Source organism: Streptomyces sp. NPDC006012 (genome assembly GCF_042871185.1).
Lineage (GTDB): Bacteria > Actinomycetota > Actinomycetes > Streptomycetales > Streptomycetaceae > Streptomyces.
In genome coordinates this window covers 220,609-245,605 of record NZ_JBIAIE010000009.1, presented here as the reverse complement: position 1 = coordinate 245,605, position 24,997 = coordinate 220,609, and the positions used below count along the sequence as shown (strand labels likewise).

Sequence of the window (24,997 nt, the reverse complement as noted above, 5' to 3'; positions counted from 1 at the left end):
GTGTGGGCACGTGGACGGCAGGCGTTTGGATGCCGGGAGCCGTGAGCAAGAGGCTCATGGGCACCGGAGCACGGACGCCAGGAGCGCGGGCGGCGAGCACACAACTGCCGGACACGCGGGGCGACCAGCGCTCGGCTCGCGCGTGAGTCATCGGCTGCGGTGTGGTGTTCGGCGCGGGGTCACGCGTTGCGCCGGTTTGTGTTGCGTCCGGTTCGGACAGCCCTCTCCCGGTTCGGCGCCCGGATCGTGACCCGGCCCCTCCCCGCCGCCCGCGCGGCTCCTCGACGCGACCACCCGTCAGGCGGGCGCACTCGCCCTGGCGTCAGCCGCCCGCCGTCTCTCGCTCCCTGTCGGCCTGCCGAATTCCAGGCAGGTCGGCTGCCGATCGCCGCGTCCGATATGGCCTCCGATACGGACGGACACGGTGACCGCGTCCCGTGCAGACGCGGTACTGCGTCCGGTGCGGGCTGCCGCAGTGGCCAGGCCCCCGTACAGACCGGCCGCGGGCAGCTGGTGGCACGTGGGAGGTGGCCGCGTCTCGTGTCGGCTGCGGCTGCGGCTGCGGCTGCGGCTGCGGCTGCGGCCCAGTGGACCGGTCGACGCGCCCGGTTGTCCGCCATCCACTCGGCGGGGCGGGCCGCCTACCTGCGCCACCCGCGAAGCCGGTACAGATACCGGTACCGGTACCGATGCCGATGCCGGGGCCGGTCGCGCCGAACCGGACCGGACCGATCAACCCACCAGGTTGTCCGCCATCTCCTCGGTCAGGTTGGCCTCGGTACCCGGGATGCCCAGATCGGAGGCGCGCTTGTCGGCCATGGCGAGCAGGCGGCGGATCCGGCCGGCCACGGCGTCCTTGGTCAGCGGCGGGTCGGCGAGCGCGCCCAGTTCCTCCAGGGACGCCTGCTTGTGCTCCATACGCAGGCGTCCGGCGGCGGCGAGATGCTCCGGGACCTCTTCGCCGAGGATCTCCAGGGCCCGCTGGACCCGGGCACCCGCGGCGACGGCCGCCCGAGCCGAGCGCCGCAGATTGGCATCGTCGAAGTTGGCGAGCCGGTTGGCCGTGGCACGGACCTCGCGGCGCATCCGCCGTTCCTCCCAAGCCAGCACGGACTCATGGGCGCCGAGGCGGGTGAGCAGAGCGCCGATGGCGTCGCCGTCGCGCACCACCACCCGGTCCACACCGCGCACCTCGCGGGCCTTCGCTGCGATCGAGAGCCGACGGGCGGCGCCGACCAGGGCGAGCGCGGCCTCCGGGCCGGGGCAGGTCACCTCCAGGGAGGAGGACCGGCCGGGCTCGGTCAGCGAGCCGTGCGCGAGGAAGGCGCCGCGCCAGGCCGCCTCCGCATCGCAGGTGGCCCCCGAGACCACCTGCGGGGGCAGGCCCCGGATCGGACGGCCCCGGCCGTCGACGAGGCCCGTCTGCCGCGCCAGCTGGTCACCGCCGGCGACCACCCGTACGACGTAACGCGACCCGCGGCGCAACCCGCCGGGTGCCATCACGATCAGCTCGGAGCTGTGGCCGAAGATCTCCAGGATGTCCCGCTTGAGTCGCCGGGCGGCCATCGCGGTGTCCAGCTCCGCCTCGATCACGATGCGCCCGCTCACCAGGTGAAGGCCGCCGGCGAACCGCAGAATGGCGGAGACCTCCGCCTTTCTGCAGCAGGTCCGGGTGACGGGAAGCCGGGAGATCTCGTCCTTCACCGCTGCCGTCATCGCCATGGGCCGATCCTTCCATGCATCCGAAAAATACGGTCGTACGCGGCGGCCAACAGCTCCGGGTCATGCCGGGGAGAACCGTCGGTCCGGGCCACCGGCGCCAGCTCGACCGCGGCTCCGAGCCGCTTGGCAGCCTCGGTGAGCGAGTCCCGGTCGGGCACGGCGGCCTCGTCGGCCAGCACCACGTCCAGGGCGAGTTTAGGGGCGTGTCGCCCCAAAACCTCCAAATGACGCTGCGGGGAAAAGCCCTCTGTTTCTCCCGGCTGTGGAGCGAGGTTCAAGGACAGGACCCGGCGTGCCTTGGTCTTGGTCAGGGCCTCCAGCAGCTCGGGCACGAGAAGGTGCGGGATGACCGAGGAAAACCAGGAGCCGGGACCCAGCACCACCCAGTCCGCGTCCAGGACCGCCGCGACGGCCTCGGGTACGGCGGGCGGATCGTTCGGCACGACGTGCACCGACTGCACCTCGCCCGGGGTGAGCGCCACCGTCGCCTGCCCACGCACCGTCTCGACGTCCTCCGGCCGGGCCGGGTCATGCCCCTTGACCAGGGCCTGGAGCTCCAGCGGCACCGCAGACATGGGCAACACCCGGCCGTGCGCGCCGAGCAGCTTGCCGACCAGGTCCAGCGCCTGGACATGGTCGCCGAGCTGCTCCCACAGGGCGACGATCAGCAGGTTGCCGACCGCGTGGTCGTGCAGGTCGCCCTGGGAGTGGAAGCGGTGCTGGATGACCCTGGCCCAGGTCTGGCCCCAGTCGTCGTCCCCGCACAGCGCGGCCAGCGCCTTGCGCAGGTCGCCGGGCGGCAGCACTCCCAATTCGTCGCGCAGCCGCCCGCTGGAACCGCCGTCGTCGGCCACGGTCACGACGGCCGTGAGGTCGCCGGTGATCCGGCGCAGTGCGGCGAGCGAGGCGGACAGGCCCATGCCGCCGCCGAGGGCGATCACCTTGGGCTGGGCGCCCCGGCGCCGCGGGCGGGCGCCACGGGCCTCGGTGGGGCGGCCCGCACGTGTCTCGGGGACCGCCAGACGCAGCCTGCTCAGCCGCGGAGTCCGTGGTGTCATTCCCGGCCCATGTCCCGGTGCACGACGACCGTCTCCACGCCCTCGGCCGCGAGCCGCGCGGCGAGCTTCTCCGACATGGCCACCGAGCGGTGCTTGCCGCCGGTGCAGCCGATGGCGATGGTCACATAGCGCTTGCCCTCGCGGCGGTAGCCGGCCGCGATGAGGCGCAGCAGTTCGGCGTACCGGTCGAGGAACTCCTTGGCGCCGGGCTGGTTGAAGACGTACGCGGCGACCTCCTCGTTGAGCCCGCTGTACGGACGCAGCTCCGGTACCCAGTGCGGGTTGGGCAGAAAGCGCATGTCCGCGACCAGGTCGGCGTCGACCGGAAGGCCGTACTTGAACCCGAAGGACATCACGGTGGCCCGCAGCTCGGGCTCCTCCTCGCCGGCGAACTGCGCGTCCATCTTCGCGCGCAGTTCGTGCACGTTGAGGCTGGAGGTGTCGATCACGAGATCGGCGTCACCGCGCAGCTCGCGCAGCAGCTCACGCTCGGCGGCGATCCCGTCGACGATACGGCCGTCGCCCTGGAGGGGATGCGGGCGGCGCACCGACTCGAAGCGGCGCACCAGGGCGTCGTCGGAGGACTCCAGGAAGACGATGCGCCGGGTGACACCCCGGGTGTCGAGGTCGGCGAGGGATTCGCGCAGGTTGTCGAAGAAGCGACGTCCTCGTACGTCGACGACGACCGCGATCCGGGCCACGTTGCCCTGGGAGCGGGCGCCCAGCTCGACCATGGTGGGGATCAGGGCGGGCGGAAGGTTGTCGACGACGAACCAGCCGAGGTCCTCCAGGCATTTCGCGGCCGTCGACCGGCCCGCTCCGGACATGCCGGAGATGATCACCAGCTCGGGGATGGCCGACTCTGGGACCCCGGCCGACGTGATGTCCGTACTCACTGCAGCTTCGCTTTCCTGGACCGCGTGCCGCGGCTGATGCTCGCTCGCTTCGTTGTGCGTCTGATCTCGTTCGCCTGTGTGTTGTGCGTCGTGCTCAGTCATCTCTCCTGCCCCCGTCGTTCGTCCGGGGCGCCCGCGGCCACGGGCTCCCCCGAGGAACCCCCCGTCGTATCGGGTTCCTCGTCATCAATGATCTCTCCTGTCGCCGTGTTCACGGCGGGTACGGGCGGGGCCGCCCGGGCGAATGCCGCGGCAATGGTCTCGGCCGTCTTCCGGCCGATGCCCGGCACCTCCTGGATCTGGTCGATTGTGGCGGACCGCAACTTCTTCACCGAGCCGAAATGCTTGAGCAGTGCCTGTTTGCGGGTCTCGCCGAGGCCCGGCACGTCGTCCAGGGGGCTCGCGCGGAACCGCTTGGCGCGCTTGGTGCGCTGGTAGGTGATGGCGAAACGGTGCGCCTCGTCACGGACACGCTGGAGCAGGTAGAGGCCCTCGCTGGTCCGGGGCAGGACCACCGGGTCCTGGTCGTCCGGCAGCCAGACCTCCTCCAGCCGTTTGGCGAGGCCGGCGACGGCGATGTCGTCGATACCCAGTTCGTCCAAGGCCCGCTTGGCGGCCGCGACCTGCGGCGGGCCACCATCGACGACGACGAGCTGCGGCGGATAGGCGAACTTCCTGGGGCGCCCGTCCTCGTCCTTGAGGCCGCCTTCCCCGTCCTCGTCCACCCACTCGCCGGTCTTCTCCTTGTCGGCGAGGTAGCGCTTGAAGCGCCGGGTGATCACTTCGTGCATGGAGCGGACGTCGTCCTGGCCCTCGAAGCCCTTGATCTGGAAGCGCCGGTACTCGCTCTTGCGCTGGAGCCCGTCCTCGAAGACGACCATGGAGGCCACCACGTCGTCACCCTGGAGGTGCGAGATGTCGTAGCACTCGATCCTGAGGGGGGCGCTGTCCAGGTCGAGGGCCTCGGCGATCTCCTCCAGGGCGCGCGAGCGCGTGGTGAGGTCGGAGGCGCGCTTGGTCTTGTGCAGGGCGAGCGAATGCTGAGCGTTGCGCTGCACCGTCTCCATCAGGGCCTTCTTGTCGCCGCGCTGCGGGATGCGCAGGGAGACGTTGGACCCACGGCGCTCGGCGAGCCATTGCTGCACCGGTTCGACCGGCTCAGGCAACGCGGGGACCAGGACCTCCTTGGGCACGGCGTCCCCCCGTTCCTCTCCGTAGAGCTGCTGAAGCGCGTGTTCGACGAGGGCGGCGGTGGTGACCTCCTCGACCTTGTCGGTCACCCAGCCGCGCTGGCCGCGCACCCGTCCGCCACGGACGTGGAAGATCTGCAGAGCCGCCTCCAACTCGTCCTCGGCGACGGCGATCAGGTCGGCGTCGGTCGCGTCGGCGAGCACGACCGCGCTCTTCTCCATGGCCTTCTTCAGGGCCTCTACGTCGTCACGCAGCCGGGCGGCCCGCTCGTACTCCATCTCCTCGGCCGCCTCCATCATCTGCTTCTCCAGGCGGCGCAGGTACGTGCCCGTACGGCCGGCCATGAAATCGCAGAACTCGTCGGCCAGTTCCCGGTGGTCCTCCGCGTCGATCCGGCCGACGCAGGGGGCGGAGCACTTGCCGATGTAGCCGAGCAGGCAGGGGCGTCCGGTGCGGGCGGCATTCTTGAAGACACCGGCCGAGCAGGTACGCACCGGGAAGACCCGCAGCAGCAGGTCGACCGTGTCACGGATGGCCCAGGCGTGCCCGTACGGCCCGAAGTACCGTACGCCCTTCTTCTTGTGACCGCGCATCACCTGAACGCGCGGGAATTCCTCGTTCATCGTCACCGCGAGGTAGGGGTAGCTCTTGTCGTCGCGGTACTTGACGTTGAACCGAGGGTCGTACTCCTTGATCCAGGAGTACTCCAGCTGCAGCGCCTCGACCTCCGTGGACACGACGGTCCACTCCACGGACGCGGCCGTGGTCACCATCGTCCGGGTACGCGGGTGGAGGTTCGCCAGGTCCTGGAAGTAGTTCGCCAGGCGCTGGCGCAGGCTCTTGGCCTTTCCGACGTAGATCACCCGGCGGTGCTCATCCCGGAACCTGTACACCCCGGGAGAGTCCGGAATCTCTCCCGGCTTGGGACGGTAGCTGGAGGGGTCGGCCATGTCTCACACCCTACTGTCGTGCGGTGACAGCCAGGCGAGGCTGTGGACAACCGCGCTCTGTCCCCGCCCCGGCCGCCCATGGCCCACCTGGAAGCCCGCATGCGGCACCCGACGGTCCGCCCACGGGTGATCCGGAAGACTCCGGTCAGGGGCATGGCGTCCCGGCTGGGGCACGCGTCGACCGCCCTACCCGCCCGCGGGCGGTGAGCGGAGCCGCCGGTCGCCACACCGGCCGAGTCTGTGCTCGTACCGCCGGCCGGGGCCCGTATCGGATCGACGGACGTGCCCTGCGGCGGCGGCGCCCCCGTACGCCTCCGGGCGCCTCTCCCGGTCCGAGCGACCCCACTATCGCCCACTCAGCGCCGTCGGCCGAGGGGGCGAGCGCGCTTCGGCTTCGGCTTCGGCTTCGGCTTCGGCTTCGGCTTCGGCTTCGGCTTCGGCTTCGGCTTCGGCTTCGGCTTCGGCTTCGGCTTCGGCTTCGGCTGATCCTGGCACTCGGACGGCGCGCTCAGCACCGCCGATCGAACAGGACGACGTGCAGTCGGGGCCGCCGTCCGAACGAAACGTACGCGATCCGGGCCGCGGTACGCGGGCCGCGGTTGCCCCCACGCCGACGCCCAGGTGTTGCCAAGTGGTTGTCGGGGATTGGTCAACACGCTTCAATGCGGTGGAACTCGGGGGCGTGAACGACGGCGTACGGATCGGCGTACGGCTACATGGGCGCCCCGGCGCCCGCCCCGGTGACCCCGAAGACCCTGAAGACCCACGTGTAACGGTCTGACCAGCCGTAGCGAACCTTCACAGAAAGGCCCCTGTGCATGCTGCACGGCACACAGCACGCGGACCTCCCCAGCGAGGAGTTGGACACGGCCCTGCGGGGCGGCCCCTTCCATGTCGCGCTGCGCGCCGCGATCGCCGCCCGCGGCCTGCCGCTCCAGCGCGTCCAGCACCACTTGTCGCGGCACGGGGTCAAGGTCGGTGTGACGAGCCTGAGTTACTGGCAGCAGGGCGCCCGACGCCCCCAGCGCCCGGAGTCGCTACGCGCCGTGCGCGCGCTGGAGGAGATACTCAAACTGCCGGAGGAGTCTTTGATCCGGCTGCTCGCCCAGACCGATGACGGTTCGGCCGCCGGACGCCCCGCGGCCCGCTCGTACCGCTCCCAGATCGAGGCATCCGGCGTCTTGGACCGCCTCCGTAACGAACTGGGCTGGACCCTGGACGGCGGGCTGCACGCCCTGGGCCACCACGACCGGGTCCGGGTCGGTGCTCGCCGCGAACTGGCGGCCCGCGAGTCGCACCACATCGTGCGGGCACACAGGGACGGAGTCGACCGCTTCGTGGCCGTCCACCACGGCGATCCCGGCTGCGTGCCCGGCCGGATGACCGTGCACGCCCTGGAGAACTGCCGTACGGGACGCGTCCGTTGGGACCATGAGACCGGCGTCCTGGTCGCCGAACTCCTCTTCGGCACCCGGTTGCGGTCCGGCGACACCTTCCTCTTCCGGTACGGCGTCGAGGACGGAACCGCCGGGACCTCGCACGAGTACACGGGTGATTTCGCCTTCCCCGGCGGCCAGTACGCCCTCCAGGTACGGTTCGACGCGGAATCCCTCCCGACCCACTGCCACCGCTTCACCCAGCACTCCGCCGCGGCGCCGCGCAGCGGCCGCCAGGACTTGCCACTCAGCGGGGTGCACCACTCGGTGCACCTGGTCGAGCCACGGACACGGCCGGGCATCGTCGGGATCGGCTGGGACTGGGAATGAGCGCGCCGCTGCGCCCCGGTGGGGCGGTCCCTTGATCAGGCGCCGGGCCCCACGATGAGCTTGCCGCCGGACACCTTCACCGGCAGTTCGGGGAGCGGCTCGGTGGCCGGCGAATGCAGCACCTTGCCCGTCAGGGCGTCGAACTCGCTCCCGTGGCAGGGGCAGATCAATTTCGTCCCCTCCAGCTTGTTGATGGGGCACTGCCCATGCGTACAGATCACGCTGTGGGCCTTGTACTTTCCCTGCGCGTCCTTGCTGACCACGACGTTGTGATCCAGGTACAGCCGGGCGCCGCCCTCGGCGACCTCGCTCTCGGCGCCGACTTCGACCGGAGCGGTGGGCTCCGCGTCCGTCGTCCCCGCACCGGAGACCGAACAGGCGGCGAGCCCGAGCCCGGCGACCGGAAGGACTGCTGCACCTCGAAGGACGGTACGTCGGCTCGCGGAGGGTTGGTCGGCCATGGGGATCTCCACTGGATCAGAGGGGGGTGCGGGGTCGACCCTATCCGGCGTGATCCCCCGGACCGCACTCCGGGTTGCGGGCCCCGGGACCCGCAACCCAGCCACCAGCCACCAGCCACCAGCCACCAGCCACCAGCCACCAGCCACCAGCCACCAGCCACCAGCCACCAGCCACCAGCCACCAGCCGAAGGTTGCCCCGCGTAAACGCTTACGCAAGCGTTTACGCGCACCGCCGAATGAGATACCTTCCCCGCCAGAAGGTCCGCCGCGGCGCCAGGAAGGAAGCGCGATGCCCACGATGGCCGACGTGGCACGGAGCGCCGGAGTCTCCGTGGCCACCGTCTCCCATGTGCTGAACGGCACGCGCCCGGTGCTGCCGCACACCCGTCAGGCGGTGCTGGACGCGATCGACCTGCTCGGCTACACGCCCAACACGCTCGCCCGCTCCCTGGTGACCTCCCGGACCCGCTCCGTCGGGATCGCGGTGTCGGCGATCAGCAACCCCTATTTCACAGAGATCCTGCAGGGCGTCGAGGCCGGTGCCCTGGCGGAGGGCTACGGCCTGCTGATCGCCGACCCCCACGACGACCCACGGCACGAACTCGATGCCGTCCGGTTGCTTCACGAGCGGCGCGTCGACGGCGTGATCGTCGCCCCGTCCGCCGAGCCACGCGACCTCGTCGCCTACCTGGGCCGTCACGCCGTACCCACCGTGTTCCTGGACCGGCTGATCGACGAGCCCCTCGACGATTCCTCCGTCGGCGTGCCGCCCTTCGACCAGGTCTGCGCCGAGAACTCGGAGCCCGTGGCCCAGGTCGTCGCCCACCTTGCCGGACTCGGCCATCGACGAATCGGCCTGGTCGCCGGCCTGCCCGGGCTCAGCACCACCGGCGAGCGAATCACCGGCTACCGGCACGGCCTCGCCGCGGCCGGTCTGCCCCATGACGAACGCCTTGTGGTGCACGGCAACTCCGAGTCGGCCGGCGCCGAGCGCGCGACGGCGACGCTGCTGGCCCTCGCCGCTCCGCCCACGGCACTGGTCACCGCCAACAACGCGATGACCATCGGCGCCCTGCAGACCCTCCGCAATCGCGGCCTGCGGGTGCCGGACGACCTCGCCCTGTGCTGCTTCGACGACTTCGCCTGGGCCGACCTGTTCTCGCCCCGGCTCACCGCGATCGCCCAGCCCAGCAGGGAGATCGGTGCGCGGGCCATCCGAGTGCTGCTGGACCGCCTGGCCGCACCGGACCGTCCCGCACGGACGATCCGGCTCCCCTGCACCGTGGTGCACCGTACGTCGTGCGGCTGCCCGGAGCCTTCCAGGAGGCCGTGGCCGCTGGAGCCCCCTCAGAGACCACAGCCATCACAGCAGTCCCAGCAATCGGATCACCCCGAGCAGCCTCGGAAAGGAAGCGCCTCGTGATCGTCGTCGCCGGTGAGGCCCTGATCGACTTGGTACCGCAGGGTGCGGGAGCCCTGGCGGACCTGAAGCCGGCGCTAGGCGGCGGCCCCTACAACACGGCCGTGGCCCTCGGCCGTCTCGGCTCCCCGACCGCCTTCTGCTCCCGCACCTCGTACGACGCGTTCGGCGAGGCCCTGCTCGACGGGTTGCGCGGGGCCGGCGTGGACGTCTCGGGCGTACAGCGCGGCACGGAGCCGACGACGCTCGCGGTCGCCACCGTCGACGGGAGCGGGTCGGCCTCCTATTCGTTCTACGTCGAGGGCACCGCCGACCGCTTCTTCGCGGCGCCGACCGCCCTCCCGGCCGGGGCACGTGCCCTGTCCTTCGGTACCTGTTCACTCGTCCTGGAACCGGGGGCGAGTGCCTATGAGGAACTGATGCGGTCCGCTTCCGGACAGGGACTGTTCACCACGCTCGACCCGAACATCCGTACCGGCCTGATCGCGGACCCGGATGCCTACCGGGCCCGCTTTCGGAGCTGGCTGCCTCACGTGACGCTGCTGAAGCTCTCGGAGGAGGACGCCGGTTGGCTGGGCGGCGGCCCGCAGGAGTGGCTGGCCGCGGGGCCGTCGGCGGTGGTGATCACCCGGGGCGGCGACGGGCTCACCGCCTTCACCCGGGACGGCGCGGAGTACTCCGTGCCGGGTGAGAAGGTCGACGTCGTGGACACGATCGGTGCGGGTGACACGGTGAACGCCGCCCTGTTGCACGGCCTGTCCGCACAGGACGCCCTCTCTCCCGAGGGGCTGGCCGGTCTGGAGGCGGACGGCTGGACGCGGCTGCTGCGGCTGGCGGCGCGTGCGGCGGCGATCACGTGCTCGCGTGCGGGGGCGGAACCGCCGTACGCCGCCGAACTGGGGGAGCTGTAGGCGCGGCGGGGGCAGGGAGCACATGTGCCGTCAAGGGCTGTTTTCTCTGTGTTGTTGTCAAGGATCGGCCGGTGCTGGGGTTCATGTCATCGGTGAAGCCACAGAGCCAGGCTGGTTGTTGATGGAACGAGCGGTGCCCCGCGGGAAGTTCCCGCGGGGCACCGCTTTCTGAGGACTTGTCAGGATCCGGCCGCCACCTGGGCAACGGCCGGACGCATGGTCATTCGTCGCGCGTCCGGGTCGCCTTCTTCGCGGGTGCCGCCTTCTTGGTGACTCCGGCCGCCTTCTTCTTGGTGACTCCGGCGGCCTTCTTCGTCGCCGTGTTGTTGGCGGACTTCACCGTCCTGGCCGTGGCCGTCTTCTTCGCGGTCGCCTTGGCCGCGACGGTCTTCTTGGCCGCGGCCCGCCGCGGTGCCGGAAGCGGGGCCGCGTCGCTGATGCGGTCCGCGCCGAGGGTCTCGCGCAGGAACTTGCCGGTGTGGCTCGCGGGCACCCCGGCGACCGCCTCCGGCGTGCCTTCGGCGACGACGAGTCCACCGCCGGCACCACCCTCGGGGCCCATGTCGACGACCCAGTCAGCAGTCTTGATCACGTCGAGGTTGTGCTCGATGACGATGACCGTGTTGCCCTTGTCGACCAGGCCGGACAGGACCTTGAGCAGCTTGCTGATGTCCTCGAAGTGCAGACCGGTGGTCGGTTCGTCCAGGACGTAGACCGTGCGGCCGGTGGAGCGGCGCTGGAGTTCGCTGGCGAGCTTGACGCGCTGCGCCTCACCGCCGGACAGGGTGGTCGCGGACTGACCCAGCCGGACGTAGCCGAGACCGACGTCGTGCAGGGTTCTGAGGTGGCGGGCGATCGCGGGGACCGCCTCGAAGAAGTCGAGGGCCTCCTCGATCGGCATGTTCAGGACCTCGGCGATGGACTTGCCCTTGTAGTGGACCTCCAAGGTCTCCCGGTTGTACCGGGCGCCGTGGCAGACCTCGCACGGCACGTACACGTCCGGGAGGAAGTTCATCTCGATCTTGATCGTGCCGTCGCCCGCGCAGTTCTCGCAGCGGCCGCCCTTGACGTTGAAGGAGAAGCGGCCGGGCAGGTAGCCGCGGACCTTCGCCTCGGTCGTCTCGGCGAACAGCTTGCGGACGTGGTCGAAGACGCCGGTGTAGGTCGCCGGGTTGGACCGCGGGGTACGGCCGATGGGCGACTGGTCGACATGAACGACCTTGTCGACGAGGTCGTCGCCGTCCACACGCGTGTGCCGGCCCGGCACGCTGCGCGCGCCGTTCAGCTCACGGGCCAGGTGGGTGTAGAGGATGTCGTTGACCAGGGTCGACTTGCCGGAGCCGGACACGCCCGTGACGGCGGTGAACACGCCCAGCGGGAAGGACACGTCGATGTCCTGGAGGTTGTTCTCCCGGGCACCGTGCACCGTGAGACGGCGGGACGGGTCCTGCGGGCGCCGGACATCGGGCAGCGGGATGGACTTCCTGCCCGCCAGGTACTGACCGGTCTGCGACTCCTCGTTGGCGAGCAGTTCCTTCAGTGAGCCGCTGTGCACGACCTTGCCGCCGTGCTCGCCCGCGCCGGGGCCGATGTCGACGACCCAGTCTGCGACCTTGATGGTGTCCTCGTCGTGCTCGACGACGATCAGCGTGTTGCCCATGTCGCGCAGCCGGACCAGGGTCTCGATCAGCCGGTGGTTGTCGCGCTGGTGCAGGCCGATCGACGGTTCGTCGAGGACGTACAGGACGCCGACCAGTCCGGAGCCGATCTGGGTGGCCAGGCGGATGCGCTGGGCCTCGCCGCCGGAGAGCGTGCCTGCCGCGCGGTTCAGCGAGAGGTAGTCCAGGCCGACGTCGACCAGGAACCGCAGTCGTTCGTTGACCTCCTTCAGCACTCGCTCGGCGATCTTCTTGTCGCGGGCGCTCAGCGTCAGCTCGCCCAGGAAGTCCGCGCAGTCGCTGATCGACATCGCGGAGACCTCGGCGATCGACTTCCCCATGACCGTGACCGCGAGGACGATCGGCTTGAGGCGCGTGCCCTCACAGGTCGGGCAGGGCACCTCACGCATGTAGCCCTCGAAGCGCTCCCGGCTCGCGTCGCTCTCGGCCTCGCTGTGCCGGCGCTTGACGAAGGGGACGGCCCCCTCGAAGGGCGTGGTGTACACGCGCTCGCGCCCGTATCGGTTCCGGTAGCGCACCTCGATCTGCGTCTTGTGGCCGTGCAGCAGGGCCTTGCGCGCGCGCTGCGGGAGGCCGGCGAAGGGGATGTCCGTGCGGAACCCCAGCGCATCCGCCAGAGCGCCGACCAGGCGGCCGAAGTAGTCCTTGGTGTGCCCGTGCGACCAGGGGTGGATGGCGCCCTCGTCGAGGGACTTGTCCTCGTCCGGAACGATCAGTTCCGGGTCGACCTCCATGCGCGTGCCGATGCCGGTGCATTCGGGGCACGCGCCGAAGGGCGAGTTGAAGGAGAAGGAGCGGGGCTCCAGTTCCTCGAAGGACAGGTCGTCGTACGGGCAGTACAGGTGCTCCGAGTACATGCGCTCGCGCTCCGGGTCGCCCTCGGGGAGGTCGACGAAGTCGAGCACCACCATGCCGCCGGCCAGGCCGAGGGCGGTCTCCACGGAGTCGGTGAGGCGGCGCTTGGCGGAGTCCTTCACCGTCAGGCGGTCGACGACCACCTCGATGGTGTGCTTCTCCTGCTTCTTCAGCGTCGGCGGGTCGGAGAGCTGGATGGTATCGCCGTCCACGCGCGCGCGGCTGTAGCCCTTGGTCTGGAGATCGGCGAAGAGGTCGACGAATTCCCCCTTGCGCTCGCGCACCAGGGGCGAGAGCACCTGGAAACGGCTCCCCTCCGGCAGCTCCAGGACCTTGTCGACGATGGCCTGCGGCGACTGACGCGAGATGGGGCGGCCGCACTCGGGGCAGTGCGGCTTGCCGATGCGGGCGAAGAGGAGCCGCAGGTAGTCGTAGACCTCGGTGATGGTGCCGACCGTGGAGCGAGGGTTGCGCGAGGTCGACTTCTGGTCGATCGAGACCGCCGGCGAGAGGCCCTCGATGAAGTCGACGTCCGGCTTGTCCATCTGCCCGAGGAACTGCCGGGCGTACGAGGACAGCGACTCCACGTAGCGCCGCTGCCCCTCGGCGAAGATGGTGTCGAAGGCCAGCGAGGACTTGCCCGACCCCGACAGGCCCGTGAAGACGATGAGCGAGTCACGCGGCAGGTCGAGCGAGACATTCTTCAGGTTGTGCTCGCGCGCGCCACGGACGATGAGACGGTCGGCCACGCCGGTCCGCACCTTTCTTCGGAGAAGTGACAGGGGCGGAGCCCCCGTGCTTCTTCAGACTAGGGGGAGCCACTGACAACGCCGGTCGGATTCCAGGTTGCATAACAATCCCCGGCCATCCAGCATGCCCGACGCCAGCCCCGACGATATAGCACGCACATTCGATTTGCGGTACCAGCTCACAACCTTCACCCGAAGGAGTGGCCGGACTAGGGTCGGCACCATGACTGATCACGTCCACGACCTGGTGTCTGTACGTACCGCGTCCGAGCGGCTGCTCACCGCAGCCGCCGCTCTTGACAACGCGGCCGTAAGCGAGTCGTCACGGCTGCCCGGCTGGACCCGCGGCCACCTCCTGGCCCACCTCGCCCGCAACGCGGACGCGCTCGTGAACGTCCTGGAGGGGCGGCCCATGTACCTCTCCGCCGAGGTCCGCGACGCCGACATCGAGCGCGACGCCCCTCGTCCCCTCGACGCCCAGCTCGCCGATCTCGGCAAGAGCGCGGCCCGCTTCCAGGACGCGGGTGCCGTGCCCGCGGACTGGTCGCGGACGGTGGAGCTGCGCAACGGGGTCGTCGACTCGGCGTCCCGGGTGCCGTTCCGGCGCTGGGCCGAGGTCGAGCTGCACCACGTGGACCTCGGGATCGGGTACGAGCTGGAGGACGTTCCGGCGGAGTTCACGGCCCGTGAGATCGACTTCCTCACGGAGCGCTTCCGCGGTCACCCGGACGTGCCCGCCACCCGCCTCGGCGACGGCGCGGGCCGGATCTGGACCACCGGCGGCGGCGCCGGCGGCGGTCCGGTCGCCGTCGAGGGTCCGGCCGCCGACCTGCTCGGCTGGCTCGCCGGCCGGCGCGACGGCGCCGCGCTCAGGACCGAGGGCGGTCCGCTGCCCGCGCTGCCTCCGCTGTAGCCCGGGCGGGGTTCTCGGGCGGCCTGACCGCTATAGGCTGACGGCCATGATGTACAGGGGAGAGGTGACGGTCGGCGGACCGGCGGACGTGCACGAGCTCAAGGACCTGATGATCACCAAGATCGCGGTCGGGCCGATGGACAACAACGCCTACCTGCTGCGCTGCCGGGCCACGGACGAGCAGTTGCTGATCGACGCCGCCAACGACGCGGAGACACTGCTCGGCATGATCGGTGACGACGGCATCGCGTCCGTCGTCACCACGCACCGGCACGGTGACCACTGGCAGGCCCTCGGCCGGGTCGTGACGGCCACCGGCGCGCGTACGTTCGCTGGCCGCGAGGACGCCTCCGGCATCCCGGTACCGACCGACGTCCTCGTCGACGACGGCGATGTCATCAGGGTGGGGCAGGTCGAGCTGACCGCGCGCCATCTGGTGGGGCACACCCCGGGTTCGATCGCACTGGTCTACGACGATCCGCACGGTCACCCGCACGTCTTCACCGGGGACTGCCTCTTCCCGGGCGGTCCTGGGAGGACAACGCTTCCGGAAGATTTCGAGTCGCTGATGAACGGCATCGAGACCAAGCTCTTCGACCAGCTGCCAGACGAGACATGGGTCTACCCGGGCCACGGTCACGACACCACGCTCGGTGCCGAACGCCCGCACCTGGCGGAGTGGAGAGCCCGAGGCTGGTGAACCGGAACCTCGTACAAGCGGGGCTGCCCTGAAAAGGGCTGGCCCCGCTTTGGTGTTCCCGCACCCGCACCCGCACCCGCACCGGTTCCGCGGCGGTATTGAGTGCGTCAAACGAGCGTCACGCTCGAAGGCGCACGTCGGATACCCGCCCTCACTCTGAAAGAGGCCTGCCCCAGCGTCTTGTCTCATGTCATCTCGTCGGCGATCCCGTGATGTGACGGGTCGGGCAGGGGCAGCGTGATGCGGAAGGTGCAGCCTTGCCCGGGTGCGGTGTCGAGGCTGATGCGGCCGCCGTGGGCGGTGACGAGTGCGTGAGCGATGGAGAGGCCGAGTCCGGAGCCGCCGGTGGTGCGGGTGCGGGAGTCGTCGGTGCGGTAGAAGCGGCCGAATACCCGTTCGCGTTCGGCGGGGGTGAGGCCGGGGCCCTGGTCGGCGACTTCTAGGACGGCGTGGGGGCCGACGGTGCCGACACAGATGCGGATGGGGGTGCCGGGCGGGGTGTGGGTGACGGCGTTGCCGATGAGGTGGGGGACGACCTGGCGGAGCCGGGCCTCGTCGGCGATGGCGGGAGCGGTGACGGGCTTGCCGCCGCCGGGGCCGGTGAGGGTGACCGGGCGGGTGGTGTCCAGGGCGCGTACGTCGTGGAGGGCGTCGGCGGCGAGGGTGCGCAGGTCCATGGGGGCTAGGTCGAGAGCGAAGGCCGGTTCCCGGCCGGTGTAGGTGGCCGGCAGGTGAATGTCCTCGTCCAGGCGGGCGAGGAGGAACATCTCCTCGACGAGCCGGGTGAGGCGTTCGGACTCCGCGGCGATCCGTGTCATGGTCTGGTCGATGTCCTCGCGGGTGGGCAGTGCTCCCATGCGGTAGAGGTCGGTGTAGCCCTTGATGCCGACGAAGACCTTGTCAGCCCAGTCCCGTGTCCGTGAAGGCGGCGATCCACACCATGGCGGCACCCATGCCTCCCTCGCACTCCTCGGGTCGCCCCGACCGCCTGCTCGTCGTCGACGACGAGCCCACCGTCCGGGAGCTGCTGCGCGGTGCACGGGAGCGCCAGGGCAGCGATGCCGACCACGATGCCCATGCGCAGGGCGATCTCCACGTGCCGGTCGAGCAGGGCCTCGGAGTCCTCCCGGGGTGTGCGCGCCGGGGTGCGGGCGGCGGCCACGTACCCGGCGATCGTCAGGAGGAACAGCATGAGGACCACGGCGATCAGCCACAGCGGCACGCCGGCACCTGACCATCCGCTGACGTCGACGGACCTGTCCGTGCCCGCCGTGTCGCCCTGGGCTCCGCCGCCGAGCATGCCGAGCATCCCTCCGCCGTCGGACTGCAGGCGGTGCATGCCCGCCTCCCAGAACTTGCCGAGGCCGGTGGTGAGCAATACGGCGATCAGGTTGGGGCCGACGAGCAGCAACAGGCCCGCCGCCTTCGCCGCCTGGTCCCGGCCGGTCAGGGCAACGGCCCCGGCCAGAACCGCGACAGCGAGGGTCGAGCAGCACAGCACTGCGGCGGTCCCGGTCAGAGTGGAGGTGACGGCGTTCCACTTCAGCCGCATCCGGCTCAGGGCGAGAGGGCGGGGCAGTGTCGTACGGCGGGCCGCGACGCAGCCGACGGCGAGGACGACGCCCACCCACAGCAGGCCGAGGAAGGCGGTCGCCACGGCATCGGTCTCGAACATCACCGAGGACAGTCCCTTGGTGAGACCCCCGCCACCGCCACCGCCACCGGTGAACCGGCTGAGCGCTCCGGACGACGCACCCTTGCCGAACCGTTCAGTCACGCTCTCGGGCAGCCGAGCCGTGCCCTGGGCCATCGCGGCAACGACCGGGAAGGCCACCGCCGTGGTCGCCAGTGCCCCGCCGCACCGGGCCCACAGCAGCGCAGGGGCGGTCCTCTGCCGCCGGCGCAGGGGCCGGAAGAAGGCGATCGTCAGGACGGCCATGCCCAGGAAGGTCAGGGTCAGCGGGGTCAGCGCGGCCTCACCGGTCAGCCCGAGACTCATGCCGCCACGTCCGCCGAGTCCTCCGAGCAGCCCCCCCGAGGCCGCCGCCGCCCAGCCCTCCGCCGTGGGCGGACTCGGCGGGGGGAGCCGACTCCACAACGACGCCGCCGCCGACGGCCATGCTCACCGTCATCGGCACCAGGCGGGAGACCGGTGCGACTGCGTCGGCACCGAGCAGGGTCACCGCCGCCCACGCGACGGCGGCCATGGCCACGACGGCGATCGCGACGGAGAGGGCTCCTTCGAGGGCGTGGCGCCAGGGCGAACCGGGAGGAGCGGAGTACGGCGGGGCGGAGGACATGGGCAAGCTCCTGTGTAGCGGGTTCGGGAGGGAGTACGGGGCGGCGGGAGGGGGCCGCCGCCCCGTGGACGCGGACGCGGGATCGAGACGCATGAGCCTCGGTGCGGGCGTACGGGCCCTGGCGGAGGGCGGGCTCAGCTGCCGGAGCCGGGCCCGAATCCGCTTCCCGCGGTTTCGACGACGGAGTCCGGTCCTCCGCCGTACAGCGCTTCGAGGTCCGTCGCCGTGGGCTTGCCAGGTTCTCGTTCGAGCCGCTCGCCCTCGACATCCAGGTCGGGCACAAGTCGGTCCAGCCATCTGGGCAGGCGCCAGGGCCTCGGCCGAGCAGGGCCAGGACGGCCGGTACAAGCGCCATGCGGACGACGAACGCGTCGAAGAGGACAGCGACCGCGAGACCGAAGCCGATGGTCTTGAGCATCTGCTCGTCGGAGCCCATGAACGAGGCGAACACCGAGATCATGATCACAGCAGCGGCGGTCACCACGCGCGCACTGTGCTCGAATCCGCTGATCACGGAGTCCGACGGCGACTGCCCGTGCACGTACGCCTCGCGCATCCTGGTCACCAGGAACACCTCGTAGTCCATGGCGAGGCCGAAGACGACGCCCACCATGAAGATCGGCATCATCGACATCACCGGTCCCGGTTCCGCAACGCCGAAGGCAGCGGCCAGCCAGCCCCACTGGAAGACCGCAACCACCGCGCCGAGGCCGGCCAGGACCGAGAGCAGGAATCCCAGGGCCGCCTTGAGCGGGACGAGGAGCGGCCGGAAGACGGCGATGAGGAGCAGGAACGCCAGACCGACCACGAGTGCGAGGTACGGGATCAGGGCGTCGGACAGTTTCTGCGAGACGTCGACGTTCATCGCCGTCGTACCGGCGACCAGCACGCGGGCATCGCTCCCGCTCGCGAGCGCCGGGCGCGCAGCGCGTGCACGAGGTCGGCCGTCTCCGAGCCGGCCGGCGACGCCGCTGGGACGATGGTCACTACTGCGGTGTCGCCGGATTTGCTCAGTTGCGGCTGCCCCACCGCGGCGACATCCTTCCTGCCGTCGATCTGCTTGGCGACGCTCTTGGCTGCAGCCTGGGCGCTGCCGCCGTCGTCGGCCTGGACGACCGCCGTCAGCGGGCCGTTGAAGCCTGGGCCGAAGCCTTCGGCGACCAGGTCGTAGGCTCGGCGCTGTGTCGTCGAGACGGGCTTGCTGTCGTCGCCCGGCAGGCCCATCTTCAGGGAAGCCGCCGGAACCGCGATCACGCCGAGCAGGGCGACACCGCCCAGGAGGACAGCAACGGGCCGCTTGACGACGAACCGGGCCCAGCGCACGCCCATGCTCGGTCGCGGCGGGCCCTCCTTGTCCTTCCCTCGGCGCCTCGGGCGGGCCGGACCGATCCGGCGGCCGCAGATCCCGAGCAGCGCAGGGACCAGGGTGACGGCGATCAGCACCGCGACGACGACCGTACCGGCCGCGGCGGCGCCTCCGTACCCGGCATCGAGAAGTCGTTCGGCGGGGCGGCGGGAGCCCGCCCGGCCAGCACCCCCGCCCCCACGAGCAGTACCACCCACAGCAACGCGACCAGCCAGCGCCTCCGGTAGGAGAACCGGCCCAGTCTGGAAAGGAACGTGGCCAAAGCAAGAGCTCCAAGTCAGATCGAGGCTCATCGGAACAGGCACCGACGCTGTCAGCCCTCCCTGACCACATCCTCAGAGATTCTGGGAGCTTCCTGAGAGATCCGGCCGTCACCGCACAACCGAGGCGGCGGCATCGCAGGCATGGTCGCAATCACCATGCCGTAATTCACAGGAAGTTCACCGAGTATCTCGCCAGTGCACGGAGGTGAGATCGGCACCGGTGTTGTCCGGTGATCGTTCACCAATCCGGTTGGCACCACTCCCTTATGACTTCTTGAGAATGGCTTACAACTTCCAGAGAGTTTTCCCGCCGATCGCCTTGTAATTGATCTTTGAGGCTACGTTTCTCGGCATGCCGGCTCTTCCACTGCGCCGCCGTGTGTTTATTCGCCTCGTGACCGCCGCTTCGGGCGCCGCCGCCATCGGCGCGCCCCACGCGTCCGAAGCTTCAGCCGCCGAGCCCGCCCCCGGCCTGAACCGCCGCGACGCCGCAGATGTTCGCGCACGGCGTCGCTTCCGGAGACCCGATGCACGATCGCGTGATCATCTGGACGCGCGTCACCCCTACGCCGGCGAGCATGCCCGGCCACAACAGCGGACCAGCCACCGACGTGAAATGGAAGGTCTCCGAAGACCCTGCCTTCCAGCGCACCGTACGAACCGGCACGGTCCGAACCGATGCCGACCGCGACCACACAGTGCACATCGACGTGAACGGCTTACGTGCTGCCCGCACTTACCACTACCGGTTTCAGGCAGGGAACCAGAACAGACCTCACCGATCGGCCGCACCCGCACCGCTCCGCTGCCCAGCTCCCAGGCTGCCGTGCGGTTCGGCGTCTGCACATCCCGACTCGTTATTGAAAGTGCACGAAGACTGTGGTCTCCTGCGGGGCGCGACTGCCCGGCCTGGCACGGACCAGTCTTCGGCAGTCGGAGCTCCGAACGACCCGAACTGATATGCCGTCATTGCGCTGCTGGTGCGGGATCCGTTCCGTCGTCTGTGCGCGCAGAAAGGATGTCTGACTGATGGTCACATCGGCTCCTCGTGATGTCCCCGATGTCCTCGCCCCGGCGCGGCTCGGGCCGCTGACTCTGCGCAACCGCATTGTCAAAGCTGCGACCTTCGAGGGCGCCACCCCGGACGCGCTGGTCACCGACCGGCTGATCGAGTACCACCGCAGACCCGCAGCCGGCGGAGTGGGCATGACCACCGTCGCCTATCTGGCGGTGGCCCCGGAGGGCCGCACCGAGCGTCGCCAGATCTGGATGCGCCCCGAAGCCGTCCCCGGCCTGCGCCGCCTGACAGGCGCTGTGCACGCCGAAGGCGCCGCGGTGTCGGCCCAGATCGGCCACGCCGGACCGGTCGCCGACGCCGCTTCCAACCGCGCCCCGGCGCTCGGCCCCACACGCCGGTTCAGTCCACTGAGCATGAGGACGACCAGGGCCGCCACCGAGGCCGACATCTCCCGGATCATCCGGGCGCACGGTGAGGCCGCGAAGGTCGCCGTCGCTTCCGGCTTCGACGCCGTGGAGATCCATCTCGGGCACAACTACTTCGCCAGCGCGTTCCTCAGCCCCAAACTCAACCGGCGCCGGGACCGGTACGGCGGCAGCCTCGCCAACCGGGCCGCGGTGGCGCGCGGGGCCGCCCGCGCGGTGCGCGACGCGGTCGGCGACCGGCTCGCCATCACCGCCAAGCTGAACATGGACGACGGCGTCCCCGGGGGCATCTGGCTGGACGAGAGTCTGCAGGTCGCACGGTGGCTCCAGGACGACGGTACGGTCGACGCGCTGCAGCTCACCGCAGGCAGCTCCCTGCTCAATCCGATGTACCTCTTCCGTGGCAAAGCGCCAGTACGCCATTTCGCCGCCGCCTTCCCGCAGCCGCAGCGGCTCGGGGTGCAGGCGTTCGGCAGACGCTTCCTGATCGAGTACCCCTACCAGGAGGCGTACCTGCTGGAGTCGGCCCGCCAGTTCCGCGCTGCACTCGACCTGCCGCTGATCCTGCTCGGCGGCATCGCCGACCTCGACACCGCATGGCGGGCCATGTCCGAGGGCTTCGACTTCGTGGCCATGGGCCGCGCCCTGCTGCGCGAGCCAGACCTGGTCAACCGCTACACGGCCGGAACCAGCAGCACGTCCCTGTGCGTCCACTGCAACCGCTGCATGCCCACCATCTACAGCGGCACCCGCTGCGTGCTCGTGGACCCGGAGCCTGCTCCCCGGCGTTGACCCGGCATCCCCGCATCGCCTTTCGGCAGGGCGAGGCGCCAGGGTCGCACTTGGGCCCCGGCCGCGCATAACCAGCGCCACCGCCGCGGCCAACAGGCCGATCAGCTCGGTGGGCCCGGCTCGCTCCCCCGGCCTTCCCGGGGCGGCGTGGGCAACACGCGCAAGGACCCCGAGGCGTTCGCGAGCCTGATCCACGACGTCGAGACGAAGATCTTCGACGCGCTGCCGGACGAGACCTGGGTCTACCCGGGCCACGGCAACTGCACCACGCTGGGTGCGGAACGGCCGCATCTTCCGGAGTGGCACGCGCGCGGGTGGTGATCGGCCGGGCGGGATGAGAGAAATCCCGCCTCAGGAGCAACCGGAATCGACCGCGGATCGGCAGGGCCGGATCGGCGGAGACCCGCGCGTGGGGAGGCCGACGGTCTTCTCCGCCGCGGCCGACCACCTCGCCGGAGACTCGGCCGCGCGCGGGGAGGCCCGCGGGAAGCGCGGAGGCGCACGACCGGCGCGAGCTCGACGCTAGTCATGCCCCGCGCACGCGCCTGCCACGAGCACACAGCGCGCGATCCCTTGCCCTGCATCCGGCGCGCACCCGGCACGCACGCCCCGCGCGAGTTCACGGTGCGCGCCCCGTGTGAACCCTTCACACACGCCGACTCCCTCTGCGCGCTCCCGGAGCGCGCCGATGCGCAGTCAACTGGAAGCAGCCCCGCGCAGGATGACGGCTCCTGAGCGGTACGGGCCGTCGGCCACTTCCATCCCGCCCTCGGCCGGCGGCCCAGGCGGCGGGCGGCCCGGACGGCAGGGAGCCCGGGCAGCGGGCGGGTCACGCGCGGCGTTCACACACCGGCAACACCCGTTCCCAGCATGCGGACAAGGACCGTCATGACCTCGACAAACGTGCCGTTCGCTGCCACTCTCCCGCCATGTACCTTGCCCCCCGTGCGCTGTACGGCGCCGTCGCCGCCGCCTTAGCCCTGCTGGTCACCGCCGTCGGCTGCGCTCCGCAGCCGGAGGACGAGGCGGCCACCACGCCGTCCGGTTCTTCCGGAGCCGCCTGCGCCAAGGGCGGGTTGGACACCAAGAAACCCGGCAGACTGACCGTCGCGACGGACGAACCCGCCTACGAGCCATGGTTCAAGGACGACGAGCCCGCCAACGGGAAGGGCTTCGAGTCGGCGGTCGCCTACGCCGTGGCGCGACAACTCGGGTACGACAGGAATTCCGTCGTCTGGCAGAGGGTCCCCTTCAACAAGGCATTCGCGCCCGGGGTCAAGACCTTCGACTTCGACATCAACCAGGTGTCCGTCAGCACCGAGCGCACCAAGGCCGTGGACTTCTCCTCCGGCTACTACGACGTGCGCCAGGCCGTCATCGCGCTCAAGGGCTCGAAGGCCGCGAGGACGACCGGCATCGCCGGTCTGAGGGGCCTGAAGCTGGGCGCCCAGGTGGGTTCCACCAGCCTCGACTACATCACCGACCTGGTGCGGCCGACGCAGGAACCGGCCGTGTACGCCAAGAACGACCAGGCCAAGTCCGCCCTGAAGAACGGCCAGGTCGACGCCGTCGTCACCGACCTGCCCACCGCCTTCTACATCACCGCCGCCGAGATCACGAACGCCGAGACAGTCGGCCAGTTCGAGAACCAGGGCGGCACGCCCGAGCAGTTCGGCCTGGTCCTCGACAAGGGCAGCGCACTCACCCCATGTGTCACCCAGGCCGTCGACGCGCTGCGTGAGAACGGCACGCTCGCCGGCATCGAGAAGCAGTGGCTGTCGGACGCGGTCGACGCCCCGGTGCTCAAGTGACCGTGGCAAAGGACCAGTCCGGCCGGGAGGACGCGTACGGCGAGGGCGACCTCTCCGGTGGCGGCACGCAGGCAGGCGACGTCTACGTCCCGTCGTGGCGGCGGCTCGACCGTGAGCGCCACAAGCGGGTCCGGGCGCGACGCGCCACGGCCGTCGCGGCGCTGTCGACACTGGCCACGGGTGTCGTCCTGTATCTGGTCGTCGTCAACGCGCCCGGCTGGCCGCGTACCAGGGAAACGTTCTTCGACGGGCAGTACGCGCGCGAGGCGTTCCCCAAGATCCTCGAAGGGCTGTGGCTGAACGTCCGGCTGCTGCTCGTCTGCGGCGTGGCCGTCCTGGTCCTCGGCATGCTGATCGCCGTCGCGCGTACGCTGCGCGGACCGGTGTTCTTCCCACTGCGGGTACTGGCCGCCGCGTACACCGACTTCTTCCGCGGACTGCCGCTGATCATCAATCTGATGATCGTGGTGCTCGGCGTCCCGGCGCTGCGCCTCCAGGGCGTGACGGTCGACCCCGTGCTGCTGGGCGGCACGGCGCTGACACTGACGTATGCGGCGTACGTCGCCGAGGTGTTCCGCGCCGGCATCGAGTCCGTGCACCCCTCGCAGCGGGCCGCCGCCCGTTCGCTCGGCCTGACCAACCGGCAGGCGCTGCGCCACGTGGTGCTGCCGCAGGCCGTGCGCCGCCAGGTGCCGCCGCTGCTCAACGATCTCGTGTCGCTCCAGAAGGACACCGGTCTCGTCTCCATCGGCGGCGCGGTGGACGCCGTGCGGGCCGCCGACATCATCGTGGGCCGCAGTCTGAACTACACGCCGTACATCGTCGCGGGGCTGCTGTTCGTCGCGCTGACCATCCCGATGACCCGCTTCACGGACTGGGTGACGGCACGGATGGACCAGCAGCGGACCCAGGGAGGCACGACATGAGCACCCCACAGGCCGACGGCTCCCCCGTGCTGCGGATGGAGTCCGTCCGCAAGACCTTCGGAGGCTCGGTCGTCCTGCGGGACGTCGATCTGGAGGTCGCCCCGCACACCGTGACGGCGCTGATCGGCGCCTCCGGCTCCGGCAAGTCCACGCTGCTGCGCTGCGCCAACCTCCTGGAGGAGATCGACGACGGGGCGATCTGGCTGGACGGCGAGGAGATCACCGCCCCCCGGACCGACCAGGACGCGGTACGACGCCGGATCGGCGTGGTCTTCCAGGCGTACAACCTCTTTCCGCACATGACGGTGCTGGACAACATCACGCTCGCACCACGCCGGGTGCACGGCGTGTCGCGCGCGGCGGCCCAGGAGCGCGCCGTTGAGCTGCTGGAGCGGCTCGGTCTGGGCGACAAGGCCCGGGCGTACCCGGACCGGCTGAGCGGCGGCCAGCAGCAGCGCGTGGCGATCGTGCGCGCTCTGGCGGTGCGTCCGCGGCTGCTGCTGCTCGACGAGATCACCGCGGCTCTCGATCCCGAGCTGGTGGGCGAGGTGCTCACCGTGGTCCGGGATTTGAAGGACGACGGGATGACGATGGTGCTCGCGACGCACGAGATGGGCTTCGCCCGGGACGTGGCCGACCAGGTCTGTTTTCTGGACGAAGGTGTCGTGCTGGAACGGGGCACCGCCGAGCAGGTCTTCGAGGACCCCCGCCAGGAGCGCACCCGGCGCTTCCTGCGGCGGATCGTGGAGGCAGGCCGCCTTTGACCCTTCGGTCGCCCTCAGGACACCGGTCGCCTTGAGGGACGGCTTCGGAACGGCAGTCGG

General features: G+C 70.5%; 20 protein-coding genes and 3 pseudogenes. 12 read left to right on the top strand and 11 right to left on the bottom strand.

All coding sequences use genetic code 11. The features are described from left to right. Positions 1-732 precede the first annotated feature (732 nt). From whiA to uvrC, 4 genes are read right to left on the bottom strand one after another with little or no spacing between them, the layout of a single operon-like run. The gene (whiA, locus tag ACFYPJ_RS19180; protein WP_389018145.1) at positions 733-1,722 is read right to left on the bottom strand and encodes a DNA-binding protein WhiA; all 990 of its coding nucleotides are present in this window, start codon (positions 1,720-1,722) and stop codon (positions 733-735) included. Next, positions 1,713-2,780, bottom strand: coding sequence for a uridine diphosphate-N-acetylglucosamine-binding protein YvcK (gene yvcK / locus ACFYPJ_RS19175; RefSeq protein ID WP_389018142.1), 1,068 nt, complete (start codon positions 2,778-2,780; stop codon positions 1,713-1,715). Before yvcK ends, whiA begins: the two co-directional genes overlap by 10 nt. After that, a complete protein-coding gene (rapZ, locus tag ACFYPJ_RS19170) occupies positions 2,777-3,778 on the bottom strand; it encodes an RNase adapter RapZ (protein ID WP_389018139.1) in 1,002 nt (333 codons plus the stop codon). The genes yvcK and rapZ overlap by 4 nt, the downstream gene beginning before the upstream one ends. Then, positions 3,775-5,817 carry an excinuclease ABC subunit UvrC gene (gene uvrC, locus ACFYPJ_RS19165; protein WP_389018137.1) on the bottom strand — a complete coding sequence of 681 codons (2,043 nt, stop codon included), beginning with the start codon at positions 5,815-5,817 and terminating at the stop codon, positions 3,775-3,777. The genes rapZ and uvrC overlap by 4 nt, the downstream gene beginning before the upstream one ends. A 240-nt stretch (positions 5,818-6,057) precedes the next feature. On the opposite strand from uvrC, the gene ACFYPJ_RS19160 reads away from it, so the two are divergent. Further along, complete coding sequence (locus tag ACFYPJ_RS19160) at positions 6,058-6,303, top strand: hypothetical protein (protein WP_389018134.1); 246 nt, start codon at positions 6,058-6,060, stop codon at positions 6,301-6,303. A 332-nt stretch (positions 6,304-6,635) separates the two neighbouring features. Next, on the top strand, positions 6,636-7,583 hold the full coding sequence (locus ACFYPJ_RS19155) for a hypothetical protein (RefSeq protein ID WP_389018131.1): 948 nt from the start codon (positions 6,636-6,638) through the stop codon (positions 7,581-7,583). Between the two features lie 35 nt (positions 7,584-7,618). On the opposite strand, the gene ACFYPJ_RS19150 is transcribed toward ACFYPJ_RS19155, so the two are convergent. After that, positions 7,619-8,044, bottom strand: coding sequence for a Rieske (2Fe-2S) protein (locus ACFYPJ_RS19150; RefSeq protein WP_389018128.1), 426 nt, complete (start codon positions 8,042-8,044; stop codon positions 7,619-7,621). Between the two features lie 290 nt (positions 8,045-8,334). On the opposite strand from ACFYPJ_RS19150, the gene ACFYPJ_RS19145 reads away from it, so the two are divergent. Then, entirely contained in the window at positions 8,335-9,468 is a 1,134-nt protein-coding gene (locus tag ACFYPJ_RS19145; RefSeq protein WP_389018126.1) for a LacI family DNA-binding transcriptional regulator, read from the top strand. Beyond that, positions 9,465-10,376 (top strand): carbohydrate kinase, encoded by a 912-nt coding sequence (locus tag ACFYPJ_RS19140; protein WP_389018124.1) that lies wholly within the window; start codon positions 9,465-9,467, stop codon positions 10,374-10,376. The genes ACFYPJ_RS19145 and ACFYPJ_RS19140 overlap by 4 nt, the downstream gene beginning before the upstream one ends. A 220-nt stretch (positions 10,377-10,596) precedes the next feature. On the opposite strand, the gene uvrA is transcribed toward ACFYPJ_RS19140, so the two are convergent. Continuing rightward, positions 10,597-13,659, bottom strand: coding sequence for an excinuclease ABC subunit UvrA (gene uvrA / locus ACFYPJ_RS19135; protein WP_389018122.1), 3,063 nt, complete (start codon positions 13,657-13,659; stop codon positions 10,597-10,599). Positions 13,660-13,882: 223 nt separating this feature from the next. Between uvrA and ACFYPJ_RS19130 the strand changes: the two genes are divergently transcribed. Then, the gene (locus ACFYPJ_RS19130; protein WP_389018120.1) at positions 13,883-14,572 is read left to right on the top strand and encodes a maleylpyruvate isomerase family mycothiol-dependent enzyme; all 690 of its coding nucleotides are present in this window, start codon (positions 13,883-13,885) and stop codon (positions 14,570-14,572) included. 46 nt (positions 14,573-14,618) lie between these two features. Then, positions 14,619-15,272, top strand: coding sequence for an MBL fold metallo-hydrolase (locus tag ACFYPJ_RS19125; protein WP_389018117.1), 654 nt, complete (start codon positions 14,619-14,621; stop codon positions 15,270-15,272). Between the two features lie 185 nt (positions 15,273-15,457). On the opposite strand, the pseudogene ACFYPJ_RS19120 reads toward ACFYPJ_RS19125, so the two are convergent. From ACFYPJ_RS19120 to ACFYPJ_RS19100, 5 genes and pseudogenes are all read right to left on the bottom strand, one after another. After that, a pseudogene (locus tag ACFYPJ_RS19120) lies at positions 15,458-16,159 on the bottom strand (sensor histidine kinase); the annotation flags it as partial. Continuing rightward, positions 16,087-17,271, bottom strand: a complete 1,185-nt coding sequence (locus tag ACFYPJ_RS19115; protein WP_389018114.1) for a streptophobe family protein — start codon at positions 17,269-17,271, stop codon at positions 16,087-16,089. The gene ACFYPJ_RS19115 and the pseudogene ACFYPJ_RS19120, both read right to left, overlap by 73 nt. Beyond that, positions 17,249-17,572 carry a hypothetical protein gene (locus tag ACFYPJ_RS19110; RefSeq protein ID WP_389018111.1) on the bottom strand — a complete coding sequence of 108 codons (324 nt, stop codon included), beginning with the start codon at positions 17,570-17,572 and terminating at the stop codon, positions 17,249-17,251. The genes ACFYPJ_RS19115 and ACFYPJ_RS19110 overlap by 23 nt, the downstream gene beginning before the upstream one ends. Positions 17,573-17,706: 134 nt before the next feature. Continuing rightward, positions 17,707-19,048: pseudogene (locus tag ACFYPJ_RS19105) on the bottom strand (MMPL family transporter); the annotation flags it as partial. Then, positions 19,009-19,200: a hypothetical protein gene (locus tag ACFYPJ_RS19100; protein ID WP_389018203.1), complete on the bottom strand. Its 192-nt coding sequence runs from the start codon at positions 19,198-19,200 to the stop codon at positions 19,009-19,011. The gene ACFYPJ_RS19100 and the pseudogene ACFYPJ_RS19105, both read right to left, overlap by 40 nt. A gap of 495 nt (positions 19,201-19,695) precedes the next feature. Here ACFYPJ_RS19100 and ACFYPJ_RS19095 point away from each other — a divergent pair, with 495 nt between their 5' ends. From ACFYPJ_RS19095 to ACFYPJ_RS19070, 6 genes and pseudogenes are all read left to right on the top strand, one after another. Further along, positions 19,696-20,160 carry a PhoD-like phosphatase N-terminal domain-containing protein gene (locus ACFYPJ_RS19095; protein ID WP_389018108.1) on the top strand — a complete coding sequence of 155 codons (465 nt, stop codon included), beginning with the start codon at positions 19,696-19,698 and terminating at the stop codon, positions 20,158-20,160. Positions 20,161-20,230: 70 nt separating this feature from the next. Beyond that, positions 20,231-21,436, top strand: a complete 1,206-nt coding sequence (locus ACFYPJ_RS19090; protein WP_389018105.1) for an NADH:flavin oxidoreductase — start codon at positions 20,231-20,233, stop codon at positions 21,434-21,436. A gap of 141 nt (positions 21,437-21,577) precedes the next feature. Beyond that, a pseudogene (locus ACFYPJ_RS19085) lies at positions 21,578-21,757 on the top strand (MBL fold metallo-hydrolase); the annotation flags it as partial. A 608-nt stretch (positions 21,758-22,365) separates the two neighbouring features. Continuing rightward, positions 22,366-23,247, top strand: coding sequence for an ABC transporter substrate-binding protein (locus ACFYPJ_RS19080; RefSeq protein ID WP_389018103.1), 882 nt, complete (start codon positions 22,366-22,368; stop codon positions 23,245-23,247). Continuing rightward, positions 23,244-24,173 carry an amino acid ABC transporter permease gene (locus tag ACFYPJ_RS19075; protein ID WP_389018100.1) on the top strand — a complete coding sequence of 310 codons (930 nt, stop codon included), beginning with the start codon at positions 23,244-23,246 and terminating at the stop codon, positions 24,171-24,173. Before ACFYPJ_RS19080 ends, ACFYPJ_RS19075 begins: the two co-directional genes overlap by 4 nt. Continuing rightward, complete coding sequence (locus tag ACFYPJ_RS19070) at positions 24,170-24,937, top strand: amino acid ABC transporter ATP-binding protein (protein ID WP_389018097.1); 768 nt, start codon at positions 24,170-24,172, stop codon at positions 24,935-24,937. The genes ACFYPJ_RS19075 and ACFYPJ_RS19070 overlap by 4 nt, the downstream gene beginning before the upstream one ends. Positions 24,938-24,997 lie beyond the last annotated feature (60 nt).

Bases quoted from the DNA above. Each gene is read 5' to 3' on its own strand.
- ACFYPJ_RS19115 (WP_389018114.1), bottom strand. From the start codon at position 17,271: ATGAGTCTCGGGCTGACCGGTGAGGCCGCGCTGACCCCGCTGACCCTG.
- ACFYPJ_RS19150 (WP_389018128.1), bottom strand. From the start codon at position 8,044: ATGGCCGACCAACCCTCCGCGAGCCGACGTACCGTCCTTCGAGGTGCA.
- yvcK (WP_389018142.1), bottom strand. From the start codon at position 2,780: ATGACACCACGGACTCCGCGGCTGAGCAGGCTGCGTCTGGCGGTCCCC.
- ACFYPJ_RS19125 (WP_389018117.1), top strand. From the start codon at position 14,619: ATGATGTACAGGGGAGAGGTGACGGTCGGCGGACCGGCGGACGTGCAC.
- ACFYPJ_RS19095 (WP_389018108.1), top strand. From the start codon at position 19,696: ATGTTCGCGCACGGCGTCGCTTCCGGAGACCCGATGCACGATCGCGTG.
- uvrC (WP_389018137.1), bottom strand. From the start codon at position 5,817: ATGGCCGACCCCTCCAGCTACCGTCCCAAGCCGGGAGAGATTCCGGAC.
- ACFYPJ_RS19130 (WP_389018120.1), top strand. From the start codon at position 13,883: ATGACTGATCACGTCCACGACCTGGTGTCTGTACGTACCGCGTCCGAG.
- ACFYPJ_RS19070 (WP_389018097.1), top strand. From the start codon at position 24,170: ATGAGCACCCCACAGGCCGACGGCTCCCCCGTGCTGCGGATGGAGTCC.
- ACFYPJ_RS19145 (WP_389018126.1), top strand. From the start codon at position 8,335: ATGCCCACGATGGCCGACGTGGCACGGAGCGCCGGAGTCTCCGTGGCC.
- ACFYPJ_RS19080 (WP_389018103.1), top strand. From the start codon at position 22,366: ATGTACCTTGCCCCCCGTGCGCTGTACGGCGCCGTCGCCGCCGCCTTA.
- ACFYPJ_RS19090 (WP_389018105.1), top strand. From the start codon at position 20,231: ATGGTCACATCGGCTCCTCGTGATGTCCCCGATGTCCTCGCCCCGGCG.
- whiA (WP_389018145.1), bottom strand. From the start codon at position 1,722: ATGGCGATGACGGCAGCGGTGAAGGACGAGATCTCCCGGCTTCCCGTC.
- rapZ (WP_389018139.1), bottom strand. From the start codon at position 3,778: ATGACTGAGCACGACGCACAACACACAGGCGAACGAGATCAGACGCAC.
- ACFYPJ_RS19155 (WP_389018131.1), top strand. From the start codon at position 6,636: ATGCTGCACGGCACACAGCACGCGGACCTCCCCAGCGAGGAGTTGGAC.
- ACFYPJ_RS19110 (WP_389018111.1), bottom strand. From the start codon at position 17,572: ATGTCCTCCGCCCCGCCGTACTCCGCTCCTCCCGGTTCGCCCTGGCGC.